11 protein-coding genes and 1 pseudogene are annotated in these 13369 nt (G+C 69.1%); 7 read left to right on the forward strand and 5 right to left on the reverse strand.

The window, feature by feature from the left end:
- Positions 1-286: 286 nt before the first annotated feature.
- A complete protein-coding gene (locus ACIRVK_RS32040; protein WP_404253266.1) occupies positions 287-2986 on the reverse strand; it encodes a hypothetical protein in 2700 nt (899 codons plus the stop codon).
- A gap of 142 nt (positions 2987-3128) precedes the next feature.
- On the opposite strand from ACIRVK_RS32040, the pseudogene ACIRVK_RS32045 reads away from it, so the two are divergent.
- Positions 3129-3569, forward strand: a pseudogene (locus ACIRVK_RS32045) (MFS transporter); the annotation flags it as partial.
- A gap of 123 nt (positions 3570-3692) precedes the next feature.
- Here the strand turns inward: ACIRVK_RS32045 and ACIRVK_RS32050 are convergent.
- Both ACIRVK_RS32050 and tnpA read right to left on the reverse strand, forming a co-directional pair.
- Entirely contained in the window at positions 3693-4334 is a 642-nt protein-coding gene (locus tag ACIRVK_RS32050) for a nucleotidyltransferase domain-containing protein (protein ID WP_404253268.1), read from the reverse strand.
- Positions 4335-4476: 142 nt separating this feature from the next.
- Positions 4477-4908 carry an IS200/IS605 family transposase gene (gene tnpA / locus ACIRVK_RS32055; RefSeq protein ID WP_404253406.1) on the reverse strand — a complete coding sequence of 144 codons (432 nt, stop codon included), beginning with the start codon at positions 4906-4908 and terminating at the stop codon, positions 4477-4479.
- Positions 4909-4921: 13 nt separating this feature from the next.
- On the opposite strand from tnpA, the gene ACIRVK_RS32060 reads away from it, so the two are divergent.
- Positions 4922-6088 carry an RNA-guided endonuclease InsQ/TnpB family protein gene (locus ACIRVK_RS32060; protein ID WP_404253270.1) on the forward strand — a complete coding sequence of 389 codons (1167 nt, stop codon included), beginning with the start codon at positions 4922-4924 and terminating at the stop codon, positions 6086-6088.
- Between the two features lie 258 nt (positions 6089-6346).
- The gene (locus tag ACIRVK_RS32065; RefSeq protein WP_404253272.1) at positions 6347-6988 is read left to right on the forward strand and encodes a hypothetical protein; all 642 of its coding nucleotides are present in this window, start codon (positions 6347-6349) and stop codon (positions 6986-6988) included.
- A 120-nt stretch (positions 6989-7108) separates the two neighbouring features.
- Here ACIRVK_RS32065 and ACIRVK_RS32070 read toward each other — a convergent pair whose 3' ends face one another.
- Complete coding sequence (locus ACIRVK_RS32070) at positions 7109-7936, reverse strand: SAM-dependent methyltransferase (protein ID WP_404253274.1); 828 nt, start codon at positions 7934-7936, stop codon at positions 7109-7111.
- Between the two features lie 214 nt (positions 7937-8150).
- Between ACIRVK_RS32070 and ACIRVK_RS32075 the strand changes: the two genes are divergently transcribed.
- On the forward strand, positions 8151-9098 hold the full coding sequence (locus ACIRVK_RS32075) for an MIP/aquaporin family protein (protein ID WP_404253276.1): 948 nt from the start codon (positions 8151-8153) through the stop codon (positions 9096-9098).
- A gap of 34 nt (positions 9099-9132) precedes the next feature.
- Here ACIRVK_RS32075 and ACIRVK_RS32080 read toward each other — a convergent pair whose 3' ends face one another.
- Positions 9133-10092, reverse strand: a complete 960-nt coding sequence (locus ACIRVK_RS32080; protein ID WP_404253278.1) for a hypothetical protein — start codon at positions 10090-10092, stop codon at positions 9133-9135.
- Positions 10093-10281: 189 nt separating this feature from the next.
- Here ACIRVK_RS32080 and ACIRVK_RS32085 point away from each other — a divergent pair, with 189 nt between their 5' ends.
- The 3 genes from ACIRVK_RS32085 (at position 10282) to ACIRVK_RS32095 (ending at position 13321) form a co-directional block, all read left to right on the forward strand.
- The gene (locus ACIRVK_RS32085) at positions 10282-11490 is read left to right on the forward strand and encodes a hypothetical protein (RefSeq protein ID WP_404253280.1); all 1209 of its coding nucleotides are present in this window, start codon (positions 10282-10284) and stop codon (positions 11488-11490) included.
- Between the two features lie 194 nt (positions 11491-11684).
- Complete coding sequence (locus ACIRVK_RS32090) at positions 11685-12494, forward strand: alpha/beta hydrolase (protein WP_404253282.1); 810 nt, start codon at positions 11685-11687, stop codon at positions 12492-12494.
- Complete coding sequence (locus ACIRVK_RS32095) at positions 12491-13321, forward strand: SDR family NAD(P)-dependent oxidoreductase (protein WP_404253284.1); 831 nt, start codon at positions 12491-12493, stop codon at positions 13319-13321. The genes ACIRVK_RS32090 and ACIRVK_RS32095 overlap by 4 nt, the downstream gene beginning before the upstream one ends.
- Positions 13322-13369: the final 48 nt, after the last annotated feature.

Here is a 13369-nt window from a genome sequence, read left to right on the forward strand (position 1 = left end):
CAGTGGCGGCGGCCAGCGCGGCGGAACGGGCGGTGCGGCGGACACGGTGTGTGGTCATGATGAAAGCTCCCCCATGGTCTGTCAGAACGCGGCACCCCTCTGCTCCGCAGAGCGGCCGGCCGCATCGGCTGTTTCGCTACACCCCATGAGATGACGCCGAGGCAGGCGTCGTTCACGCCGGTCTGTCCGCGTTCGGTAACAGGCAACTGAGCGCAGTCACACCGGGGTTCATGCCGGTGCACGGGACGGTTCACCCAGGGGTCGAGGCGATGATCAGCGCAGCTGCTCACGGCCCCGGTGTCTGCGAAGCTCCGACGGACGGTCTGTCCGGGGCCGGGCCGGTGCCGGGGGTGACCCACGCGCCCACCATCGTCGTGGCCAGTGTGGTGGCCACCGCCACCAGCACGGTCGTCACGGGGACAGCCACCGCCGACAGCGAGCGGAAGTTGCGGATCTGGCCCCACCGCAGGCCGGCGGCGCGTACCAGACGAGCTTCCCAGTACAGCCCGAGGACCAGGAGGACGGCCAGGCCGTTGCCGGTGGTAATCAGCAGGGAGACGGCGAAACGGCCGGGCGTCATGCCCTGGTGCAGGAGCTGGGCCAGTTCGACCGGGAGGACCACGGCCAGCAGACACAGTGCCTTCCCGATGGGGCCGGCGCCCCGGAGCCACGCGTAGGCGTAGCCATAGACGAAGCCGTAAAGGGGCCAGCGCAGACAGTACGCCCATGCCGCGATGTCCTGTATGTCGTGGGCCCGGCCCAGCAGTGGTGGCAGCGTGTACGCCAGCCACGGGAGCGTGAGCAGAGTCAGCGCCGCCGCTCCCGCGACGCCATTGCGCAGTCCGCTTCGGCCGCCCGAAGTACCGAGGGCCACAGTCCGGAGGGCGACCGAACGCTGAGGTGCGGTACCTCTGGGTCCGAGCGCGTTCAGGCTGTTCCAGCGCCGGTTCCATTCGCGTGGGGTCAGCTCACCGGCGGCCAGGCCGACCCGCGACTGGGTGAGGAACTCACGACGGCCCGCGGCCAGGGCCTGATCCTTCAACAGCGCATGCACCAGTCGGTTGTGCACGCGTGGAAGAGTGTTGTGCAGGCGAGCGGCTCGCGCCTCCGCGGACGCCGGGAGCAGCCACGAGAAGCCGACGGCGGCGATCACGAGGGCGGTGTAATAAGCGCTGCGCGTGTCCCCGTAGAACTCGATGAACCCGTACATCACGAGGCCGGATCCCGCTGCGGTGAGGCCCAGGGCGAGCATGGCCGTACGGGTGTGCCGGGGCCAGCCACCCTCTCCGGGTTCGGCGTCATAGCCACGCAGATACCTCAGAGCAGCCCAGAGCATCCCCACTTCCACCAAGCCGAGGGGCCAACTCGCCGCGTTGAAGTCGTCGGGCCCGATCACCCGCCATACGCCGGCGTCCCTGTCCCAGGTGAAACCCATGTTGTTGACGATGCCCGTCCACACCGCACCGCCCAGCAGGGCGATGCTGGAAACCCAGGCGATCCACCTGCGATGGTCGAAGAAGACCAGCAGGATCCACACCACGCCGACCCAGCCCCAGCCTACGGCCGCAAAGCCGATGGTGTCCGCCCTCAGCCATGAGCCGAAGGGCAGGTAGTCATAGGTGTTGGACAGGCCGATCCCCGGACCGGCGGCAAGGGCGGTCAGCCAGCTGCCCGTTGCGGCGGTGGCGGCCCAGCGTTTCCCGGTGCGCCCGCACAGGCCCCCGCCGAGGGCCCATGCCACGGCTGCGGTGACGCCCGCTGCGCAAGCGAGCACGAGGAAGGGGGCAGCTGTCCGGCCCGTCAGGGCGAGCACCGACATGGGTGCCAGCAGGAGGAGGCTCGGGACCGCCAGAGGCAGTAGTCGGCGCGGCCCAGGAGGGCGGCCTGTGATCAGCCGCAGCACGAAGGCCGCGACCAGGAAGGGCAGGACGACCCACCACCAGACCATCAGCACCGCCCCGCTGCCGGGGTAGTCGAGCCAGGACCATGGCCACGGCCAGGGGCGGGGCCCGGCAAGGGAGTAAAGCAGCAAGGCACATGTCAGGGCGCTGCCCGCGACGGCCGACGCTGTCCAGCGGTGCCGGGTGGTCCGTGGTGCCCAGTCCCGCACGAAGGGCACGACCCAGTACCTGGTCACCACGGTCACGGCGAGGACCAGCCAGGATGCCTCCCATCCCGGGTTCGGCTGCTGCTGGAGCGCACGGGCGACGAACGCCACTCCGCTCGGCTCGCGGGTCCCCGGATAGTCACTGGCGTCCAGTTCCACGGTGATCCGGGCGGCGCGGGCCGGTAGCAGCAGTTCCGCGCTGTGGGTGCTCTGACGGAGCGTGGTGGCGCCCCTGAGGCTCTTGATGGTGCGATCGGGGGTGTCGATCGTCAGGGTCCACCGGTCGTACATGCCGCGCGCACCCAGTCGGCCGTTCGCGACCTGAAGGGTGATCTCGGTGTTCCCGTTGATGCAGTCGTAGGCATCGCCCTTCCAGCTTTGAGCGCTGATTGCCGTGGCATACACGGGCGCGTCGGACGAGCTCTGCGAGATGCCGTCGTCCCCTACATAAGGATCGAACTGGCTGTACGAACAGTCGGAGGTTCGCTCGCCCAGCCCCATCGTGAACGGCAGCCACGAACTCAGGTCCTGGTCGCCGGTCCTGAGGTCGCGGACCATGGGGTCGTCCTGGCGGAGTCTGGCCACGTACTTGACCGCGGCGACCCACATCCCCGCGTCCGAACCGGTTCCCGGGGCGATGCTCAACCGGGTCGACCCGGTCCGGAGCGGATGGTTCTCCGCCCGGTAGCGTCTCTCGGCCGCGGCCTCGGTCTTCCCGGTCCCTTTGTCGTCGTGCCCGCCGTGGTCACCCGCCGCCGCGGCTGCCCGGTCGTACACCCTCACAGCCGTCCGGACCCACTCCACGTGAGCGGCCACCGGCGCCGCCACGACCGCGGCGGCGAGCAGCGCTCTCGCCGTCACCAGGCCCCATCGACGCATCTCCCAGGCCATCCCCACCGCCCCCGCCGCCCCCCTGGACTCAGACTAGCCGTGGACCGGGGGCAGTTGGCGTCACTCGTGTGGATGTCAACAGGCGGGCGGGCCGGCTGGACGGTCCACTGCATGCACCGTCGGCCGAGCCTCGCTCATTACGGCAGGTCTCGCCGCGCTCGGCCGCGTACCGGCGGGCGGGAGCCATGTCGTGGACGTCCTGCCCGCACTGCTGCCGCTGGGCATCGGCTTTGGCCTCGCGATGCCCTCGCTCGCCACGCTCGCGATGTCAGCGGCCACGCCCCAGGACTCGGGGATCGCCTCCGGCATGTTCAACACCATGCAGCAGATCGGCAGCGCCTTCGGCCTCGCGGTCCTCAGCACGCTCGCCACCTCGCATACGGATGCCCTCCTGGCCGACGGTGCAAGCACCGCCTCGGCACTCACGGGTGGTTACCAGCTTGCCTTCCGCATCGGCTCGGGCCTCGTCGCCGTAGCTCTCCTCCTCGCCGCCACCCTGCTGCGATCCGCCGCCACAGCGCAACGCCCAGCAGCCGAGGAGAAGCCGGTCGCCGAGAACACCGCTCGCTGACCAGGCGACGACGCCACCCCGGACCGGGCCGGGCCGGTCAGAACTCTGTGACACCTGATCGTCACGAGACACCTTGAGCCGGGGCTGACTCGTGCCGCGCTCGGGACCTCATGACGTCCCACGTCACTGGCGCGCCAGTCTCGCCAGCCAGGGGTGTCCGGGATGCACACGCGTCAGCCATCGGCCGAGAACGTCTCGCCGCACCTGACTCAGCAGCGGCAGCACGCCGTCGAAGTCGGCGTGGTCCTTGACTCGCGGATCCTTCGCTTTGAACAGCAGCACGAGTTCCGGCACCAGATAGGGGATGCCGTCCGTGTTCCGTTCGATGATCGCGTGGTACGGCAGCCGCAGGCTGTCGTCCCGCCGGCAGATCCACATCCCGCCTTCGTGCGGCTCGCGGAAGACGTCGAAGAGGAACTGGCCTGTCGCCGGATCACGCAGCCAGGTCTGGTGCGTGGCCGCGAGCGCCTCAGCTCCCGCGCTTGCCCAGACACGTCCCGAACCCACCGCGTCGAAGACGAACTCGGGGAATCGCTCCCGAACCTCCGGGAAGCCCGCTGCAGGCACGGCGATCTCCAGGTCGCCATGGGGCCGGGACTGCCGTCCGCGGAACAGGTCCAGCGTCCACCCTGCCGCGACACACCAGGGCACGCAGACCCCGCGCAGCCGCTCATCGACCTGTTCCGGCCGCCAGGCGTCCGCCCACCGAGCATCCAACTCGTCCCCGTCGAGGACCGCGCCGCCGGGCGGCGGGGAATCGGTCATCGAAACAACTTATAGCTCGAGGCGTTGTCACTGCAGTATTTCAGCATGATCTAGCGCGGAACCCCGGGCGTTCACGCCCGAGAGGAAGCGCTTCTCAAGACAGGAGTGCCCCGCATCGGTGCACGGGTCTGCGCTGTTGCCCTCAACCGGGTCGCTTCTGGTTCTCGATGCACTTCTTGATGATCCCTAGCGGTGCGCCGCCGCAGGATGCGGCGAAGTCGGACGGGGACCAGAAGTGGTCCCCCACAGGTACTTGCGGAATGTGGCCGGGGAACTCCTGGCGGAGTCTGCGGGAGGACACCCCCTTGAGGGAGCCGACCAACCGCGAGATGGCGACCTTGGGCGGGTAGTGCACGAGCAGATGGACGTGATCACGCTCGCCGTTGAACTCCACCAGCTCGGTTTCGAAGTCGGCGCACACGGCCCACGTTATCTCTTCGCGGCGCGTAAGGATCTCGTCGGTGAACGGTCCGCGCCGGCACTTCGGTGTGAAGACCAAGTGAGCGTGGAAGGTGTGGACGACCGTACGGCCCCTGCGAACGTTGGGGTTTGGCGCCCAGTATGTGACATGGATCAACCGTATTACGATGATCGTCGTGAAGATCGTGACGCAGGTGAAGCTGATGCCGGAGCCTGAGCAGGCCGCCGCGCTGTCCGCGACCCTGCGCACGGTCAACGATCTGGCGTGCTGGGTCTCCGAAGTGGCGTTCGCTCACGGGGTGCCGCGTGAGTACGAGCTACGCAAGCACACCTACGCCGAACTCAAAGCCCGTGGGCTGGGGGCGCAGGCCGCCCAACACACCATCAAGAAGGTGAGCGATGCCTACACCACCTTGAGGGCGAACGTCCGGGCCGGGAATCTCGGCACGCCGCAGCCGAAGCGCCGCCGCAAGGCGGAGTCGAAGCCGATCATGTTCCGGCCCGAGGCCGCGCAGCCGTATGACGACCGGTGTTTGAGCTGGCAGTACGACCTGCGGACGGTGTCGATCTGGACCATCGAAGGCCGGTTGAAGGGCGTGCGGTTCATGTGCTCGGCGGACGCGCTGAAGGTGCTCCAGGCCTACCGCAAGGGCGAGTGCGACCTGATCGAGCGTGACGGCGTCTTCTACCTGATGGCCACGTGCGAGGTTCCCGAGGCCGAGCCCTACGAGCCGGACGGCTTCATCGGCGTCGACCTCGGCATCGTCAACATCGCCACCACATCCACCGGCTACCAGGCCGCCGGACGCGCCCTGAACCGCTATCGCAAGCGGCAGCGTGCCCTGCGGGCCAAGCTCCAGAAGAAGCACACCAAGAGCGCCAAGCGCCGGCTCAAGGAACGCTCCCGCCGCGAGGCACGGCACGTCAAGAACACCAACCACATCATCTCCAAGACGATCGTGACCGAGGCTGAACGCACCGGACGCGGCCTGTCCCTGGAAGAACTCAAGGGCATCCGCAACCGGGTACGGCTCCGCAAGCCCCAACGGGTCGCACTCCATGCCTGGGCCTTCGCCCAGCTCGCAGACTTCATCGTCTATAAGGCCAAGCGGGCCGGCGTGCCCCTGGTCTTCGTCGACCCCCGGTACACGTCCCAGGCATGCGCCCAGTGCGGCCACGTCGACAAACGCAACCGTGTCGACCAGGGACTTTTCATCTGCCGGGGGTGCGGGGTCGTTGCCCACGCGGACCGGAACGCTTCCCACAACATCGCCACCCGTGGCGAGAGCGTGTGGAACGCGGGGCGTGAGTCACGCGCCCCTGCCACCCGATAGGGGTGGCTGGACGGAGGAGTCAACCCAGCAGCCAGCTGGGCACTACCTCCAAGCCGGGGTCCTTTAGGGCCGGGCCAAGTTGACACATGCGGTGAAGCACATGACACAGTCTTCCGTACTATCACTACGACACAGCTGTGCTGCAGCAATCGTCACCGCCTGCATGACACCAGGCTGAACAGCACACGCATGACGTTCCGCATACGCCACAGCCCGCAATCCACCGGCCGTGGCCACTCAGCGAAGGATGTGCGCACCATGTCCGAAACCACCGTCACCTCCACCGAGTTGACCTCGCAGTACAGCACACAGGTGGCCGGCGACCTCGAACGCAACCTCAAGGAGCAACAACGCCTCCACGGCGAGATCGAAGCCCTGCAGGCCCAGTTGGCCGCCCTCCAGCAGGACCACACCGTTCTGGTGAACATCCAGCAGGCCCTCGGTGTCCCCGCGGCGCCGGCCCAGCCCGCGCCGGAAGCCGTCACCGCGACGCCCACTGCCTCGGTTCCCGCCGCGCGCAAGAAGGCAACGGGTGCATCGCGCGCGGCCAAGAAGCCCGCCACGGTCAAGAAGCCTGCCACGGCAAGGAAGCGCACCGGCAAGAAGGCCGCCGCCACGGCACCGGTCACCTCGTCGGCAGCGCCCAAACTCGTCGACCTCGTGCGCGAGCAACTGGGGGGCCAGAGCGAACCGCGCTCGGCTGCCGAGATCACCGCCTCGCTGGAACAACAGCACCCCGAGCGCACCATCAAGACCACCGTCGTGCGCACGACTCTCGAAGGGCTGGTGGCCAAGAACCAGGCGCAGCGCACCCGGCAAGGGCGGTCCGTCTACTACACCACTCCCGACGCCGCCCAGTCCGCCCCACAGGACGAGCCACAGGCAGAGCAGTCGGCCTGACCCACACCCGGTCGGTGGTGATGCTGCTGGTGGCCCCAACGTGATGGCCGGGGCCCCAGGAGCTGCGTACGGCGGGGCGGTCAGGGGGAGTCGTCGCCGGGGAGGGTGCGACGGGTATGGCTAAGGTTTCCGGGCCAGTCCGGCGACGATGAGGTGCTCCCAGACCGTGAGTTCCCGCTGTCCGACACCGCCCCAGCGGCTGTCGGTCTCCTGCGGGCGCCACAGCGGCGCGGGAAGGATCCCCGGTTCGAGGATTTCCAGGCCCTCCAGCAGTGAGGCGATCTCCTCGTCGGTGCGCCACCGGCCGCGGCCGAAGGTCTGCTGAAGTACCTTCTCCGCCTCGACCGTCTCCGCGTTGTGGCCGGAACGGAAGTGGCTGAGGAAGAAGTAGCTTCCCGAGGGCACCTGTTCACGCCAGTACCGGACGAGACCGGCGGGATCCTCGTCATCGTTGACGTGGTGCAGGATGGCACTGAACATGACAGCGACGGGGCTGGTGAAGTCGATGATGTCCAGGGTGTCGGGGTGGGTGCGAATCGCTTCCGGCTTGCGCACATCGACCGCCACGACCCGGGTCCGCTCGTCCTTCTCCAGCAGTGCACGACCATGGACCAGTACCTGAGGGTCGATGTCGACATACACGACCCGGGACTCCGGTGCGTGCCGCTGCGCCACCTGATGAACATTGTCAGCGGTCGGCAGACCGCTGCCCAGGTCGATGAACTGCCGGATCCCGGTGGTCTTCACGATCTCCGCCACCGCCCGGGTCAAGGCCGCCCGGTTGGCGAAAGCGATCGCCACCGAACCGGGCAGGTCCCGCTTGAACACATCACCGATCTCGCGGTCCACGGCGTAGTTGTCCTTGCCGCCCAGCAGGTAGTCGTAGACACGCGCGATGCTCGGCCTGGCCGGATCGATGGAAGAACCCTCGTACGTCATGACCGTCATTCTCCCCCGCGACCTCGGCTGCTGACCGTCGTTTCGGAATCCGGCCGGCCTCCGTGAACGATCATCCCGAGACCGGCAGGCGTGCGGGCCGATCATTACGGATATACGATGACATGGCACAATATTTGCTTCCCCTTAGTGGGGAACAGCAAAGACAACTTCATCCGCACATTCCCCTCCTCAGGCCGTCCACCGGCCAGTTTGGGAGGATCACATGGCAGTAGAGATCGCGCCCTTGCTGAAGCCGTCCCGGTTGAGGCGCCGCGGCGGGTTGTGGGGTGAGTGCCTGTCCGAGTTCCTCGGGACGTTCGTACTCATCTCGTTCGGTTGCGGGGTGGTCGCGATGACGGTCGCGGCGCTGCCCGGCTCGGGTCGCACCTCAGGGCCGACGACGTTCTTCCTCAGTGCCGGGGACTGGCTGCTGATCACCTGGGGCTGGGCGATGGCGGTGGTCTTCGGTGTGTACGTGGCCGGCGGGGTCAGCGGTGCGCACATCAACCCGGCGGTGACCCTCGCGTTCGCGGTGCGCCGTAAGTTTCCCTGGCCCAAGGTCCTGCCGTACTGGGCGTCGCAGCTGGTCGGGGCGTTCACCGGGGCCGCGCTGGTCTACTGGGTGTACCACGCCGCGATCAACACCTTCGACAGCGCGATGAAGGGGCCGAAGACCAACGGGCACACGCTCGCGTCCTTCTCGATCTTCGGCACGTTCCCCGCACCGTACTTCCATGGCGGCATCTGGGGACCCCTGGTCGACCAGATCGTCGGTACGGCATTCCTGGTCATGCTGGTCGTCGCGCTCATCGACCTGCGCAACACGGCGGTGCAGGCGAACCTCGGTCCCCTTCTGGTCGGTTTCGCCGTCGCGGCCATCGGCATGTCCTTCGGGGCGAACGCCGGATACGCCATCAACCCGGCCCGCGACTTCGGTCCGCGCCTGTTCACCTGGGCCGCGGGCTGGAAGGACCTGGCGATGCCAGGCAGCTTGGCCGGGGCCTTCAGAGACTACTGGTGGATCCCCATCGTCGGACCGCTCATCGGTGGAGTGGTCGGGGTCCTGGTGTACGACCTGTTCATCGGCGACGTCCTGCACATCCGCGCGCAGGAGGGGGAGATGCCCGAACCCGGCCGCACGCGCCCCGTGGCCACCTCCGACGAGGAGTAGCCCAGCTCCATGGGCGGCACCCTTTTGGTGCCGCCTATGTCGAGTCCGCGCTCACGCGTCGCAGGTGCTGTGCCCTCTCGCGTGCGTCCCGCTCGGCGTGGGCGAGAGCGTCGGCTGCGGACCGGCTGTGCTTCTCGGCTTCCTGCCGGTCGGTCTCGGATTGCCGGTACTCCTGGCGGGCCTGCCGCAACTGTTCCTCCGCGGCGGACATCCGTCGGCGGGCCTCCTCGGTGCCCTCGCGCGCCCGCTGCAGCTCCGCTTCGGCGTCCGTCTGCCGGGCGCGTTCTTCGCGCAGCCGCTGTTCGGCCGCCTCGGCCTCTTCCTGCGCCCGGGCCAGTCGCTCTTGGCGGGCCCGCCGCCGCTCGGCGAGTTCGTCCTCCTCGGCCCGCGCCCGCTGCGCAGGAGCCGGGCGACCCCGGGTGGCCGGCTTCGCGGCCGACGGTACGGTGCCGGGGCGGAAGCCCGATGGCGGGGTGAGCGCGTTGATCAGGCGGCCTCCCGCCCACTGCTCGGCTGCGTCCGGATCGGCGAGCACCGCGCGCAGGGTCGCCTCGAGGTCCCGCTGAACCGGCTCCGAGAGCCGGTGCCCGGCCTCGAGGGCGAGCTGAGCGGTCTGCCGGGACAGGGCGGACACGACACGACGGCGCTGCGCGGAGAGATCTTTGAGTCCGTCGGCGTCCAGGGTGCGGTAGGCCTCGCGCAGTGACTCCCCCAGTTCCAGGAAGTGCCGGCTCTCCTCCGGCTGGGAGCGCAGCAGGAGGTTCGCCGCCCAGGCGGCGAGGGTGGGGCGGCGCGCGGCATGGATCCGGCGGGCGTCGTCCGCCCGGCCGGCCGTTCTCGCGGCGGCGGCGAGCGTCTCCCGTCGGGCGACGAAGTCGGACGGTGGTGTGGCGTACAGTTCGTCGAGGACGGCTTCCACATCGTTGACGGCGCCGCCCCGGCTGCGCCCCCGCGTCCCGGACGGCGGTTCGACATTGGCACGGCGCTCCGACATGGCACCAGCCTCACGCGCGCCTCACCGCTCCGCATCCCGGGTGCCGGACCGCCCGGAACCCGCAGGACGGCGCGCCGCTGATATAGCATTGGCGAGGAATGTCGTAGATTCCTCTGAAGTAAGAGATTTCTCATACATGGAACCAGGCCTCCGGCCGCTCCCTCCTGCAGGGCAGAGAAGGAGGTCACCATGGGCGACAGCCCCATGCAGGCGAGCAGCACGCTCAAACAACGGTTCGTGATGAGACTCGACCCACCGCCACAGCAGCGGCGATGGCGCAGCGCGCTGCAGAAGGCGCTGCCGGCCCTGGCGCTGTTCACGGCCGTGCGGCTGACCGGGGTCATCATGGCGACCTTGTGGTCGGTGCATCTCGGCAAGCACCCACGGACCGTACTCGGGCTGGAATGGGACGGTCACTGGTACTGGCACATCTCGCAGTACGGCTACGGCCTGATCGTCCACCCCTCGTGGAGCCACAGCGTCTTCAGCGACCTCGCCTTCTTCCCTCTCTTCCCGGGCCTGATCCACGCGGTCAACACCGTGCTGCCGATCGGCCCGGTCAATGTGGCGCTGCTCATCGCATGGACCGCCGCCCTGGTGGCCGCCTGGGGCGTCTACGCCGTCGGGGAGCGGCTGCACGGACGACGCGTCGGGATCATCCTCGTGGCGCTGTGGGCGCTGCTGCCGCACGCGATCATCCTGACGATGGCCTACACCGAACCCCTGATGACCGCCTTCGCCGCCTGGTCGCTGTACGCGGTGCTGACCCGCCGGTGGCTGACCGCGGCGACACTGGCGGTGCTGGCCGGGCTGTGCCGTCCCAACGGCCTCGCCGTGGCGGCCGCCGTCGCCGTCGGCGCCGTCGCCCACCTGTGGCAGCTGCGCCGCACCGGCCTGCCCACCGCTCCGCGCGCCTGGACGGCCGCCGCAGTCGCTCCGCTCGGGTGGCTGGGCTACATCGGGTATGTGGGGCTCAAAACCCACAACCCCCTCGGCTACTTCCACGTACAAAGCATGTGGGGCTCCCGGTTCGACTTCGGCCGCTTCACCGCCCACACGCTCAAGCACCTGGTCGTCGGGCACGACACCCTGGTCATGTACGTGACCGCGGCGATCGTCCTGGGCTTCCTGCTGCTCTTCGTCTTCTGCGTCCTGAACGGAATGTCCCTGCCCCTGCTCGCGTACTGCGCGGTCCTCATCGTGATGGCCGTCGGCGGCACCCACTTCTTCACCAGCAAGCCCCGGTTCCTGCTGCCGGCCTTCCCGCTGCTGATCCCGCTCGCCCTGCATCTGGCCCGCAGCCGGCTCCGCACCATCGTCGTCCTGTTCACCGCCCTGGCCTGCGTGTCCCTCTTCTACGGCACCTACCTGCTCACCGTCTCCGATCGCGCCCTGTGAGTCACGCACCGGGGCCCCCGCGGAGGGGCGCGGCGACATCCGGGTGGTGAAGACGGTCGTCAACGGCGGCGTCTACTGGATCTCCGACCTTCCACCTCTGAACCACTGGGGTGCCACCCCGGTGCGAAGGCACCAGGGTTTGCGGTTTCGTGGGTTCCTGCCGGGTCAGGACACCCACACAGAAGGGCCCAGCCATGACCGTCTCGCTTCCCGTGGTCTTCGTCCACGGACTCTGGCTGCACAGCACCTCCTGGCAACCCTGGATCGATCTGTTCCGCGACGCGGGCTACGACCCCTCCGCGCCCGGCTGGCCCGGCGACCCCGACACCGTCGAGGAGGCGCGCCAGAACCCCGAGAGCGTCGCCGGCTACGGCATCGACGACGTCGTCGAGCACTACGCGGCCCTGATCGCGGCGCTGCCCGCCCGGCCGATCCTGGTCGGTCACTCCTTCGGCGGGATGATCGCGCAGAAACTGCTCAGCCAGGACCGCGCCGCCGCGGCGGTCGCGATCGACGCCGCGCAGATCAAGGGCGTGCTGCCCCTGCCGCTGTCGGCTCTGAAGGCGACGTTCCCGGTCTTCAGGAACCCGGCCAACAAGCGCCGTTCCGTCTCCCTGAGCGCGGAGCAGTTCCGGTTCGCCTTCGGCAACGCCATCGCGGAGGACGAGTCCGCCGCGCTGTACGAGCGCTGGACGATCCCCGCGCCGGGCAAGCCGCTGTACGAGGCCGCCTCCGCCAACTTCAACCCCCACTCGCCGGCGAAGGTCGACACGAAGAACAGCGGACGAGGTCCGCTGCTGCTCATCTCCGGCGGCAAGGACCACACCGTGCCCGAGGTCGTGACCCGGGCCACCCTCAAGCAGTACCGGCACTCCGAGGCCGTCACCGACATCATCAACTTCCCCGACCGGGGGCACTCCCTGACGATCGACGGCGGCTGGAAGGAGGTCGCGGACACCGTTCTCACGTGGCTGCGGCAGCAGGGACTGGAGGCCGGGCGGTGAGTTCTCCGGTGTCTCCCGCCGCCGCAGGCTCCGGTGCGGATGCGGGTCTTGCCGGACGGACCGTCGTGGTCACCGGCGCCGGGCGGGGTATCGGACTGGCCGTCGTCGAGGCCTTCCTGGCGGCCGGCTCCCGTGTGGTCGCCGGAACGAGGACGCGCGGTGAGGCCCTGGACGCACTGGTGAAGCAGGGTGGCGAGCTCACCGTCGTGGAAGTCGACCTCGCCACGCCCGACGGTCCTGCCGCGCTCGTCGCCGAGGCCGTCGCGGTGCACGGCGGTGTCGACGTCCTGGTGAACAACGTCGGCGCGGTCCGGCCGCGGGTGGACGGCTTCCTGGGCGTGACGGACGCGGACTGGGACTGGACGTTCACGGTGAACTTCCTGGCCGCCGTCCGTGCCACCCGGGCCGCCCTGCCGCATCTGCTCGCCACCGGCGCGGGACGGGTCGTCACCGTCTCCTCCGTCAACGCCCGGCTGCCGGACCCGCTGGTCATCGACTACGGCGCGGCGAAGGCAGCGCTGACCAACTTCTGCAAGGCCCTGTCCAAGGAGGTGGCGCCGCACGGCGTGCGGGTGAACACCATCGGTCCCGGCCCGGTGGAGACGGCTCTGTGGCAGGGTGCTGACGGCGTCGCCGCCACGGTCGGCCAGTCCCAGGGCGTCGACCCCCAGGAGGTGGCCCACGCGGCGGCGGGCCAGTCGGCGACCGGCCGCTTCACCCGGCCCTCCGAAGTTGCCGACCTCGTGCTCTACCTCGCCGGCCCCCGGGCGGCGAACATCACCGGCGCCGACTTCGTCATCGACGGCGGCCTCACCGACTCCCTCTGACCGGCCGCCCCGCACGTCCGGCACCGTACCCGTCGCGCCTCGCTTCCC

Source organism: Streptomyces sp. NPDC101152 (assembly GCF_044768275.1).
GTDB lineage: Bacteria > Actinomycetota > Actinomycetes > Streptomycetales > Streptomycetaceae > Streptomyces.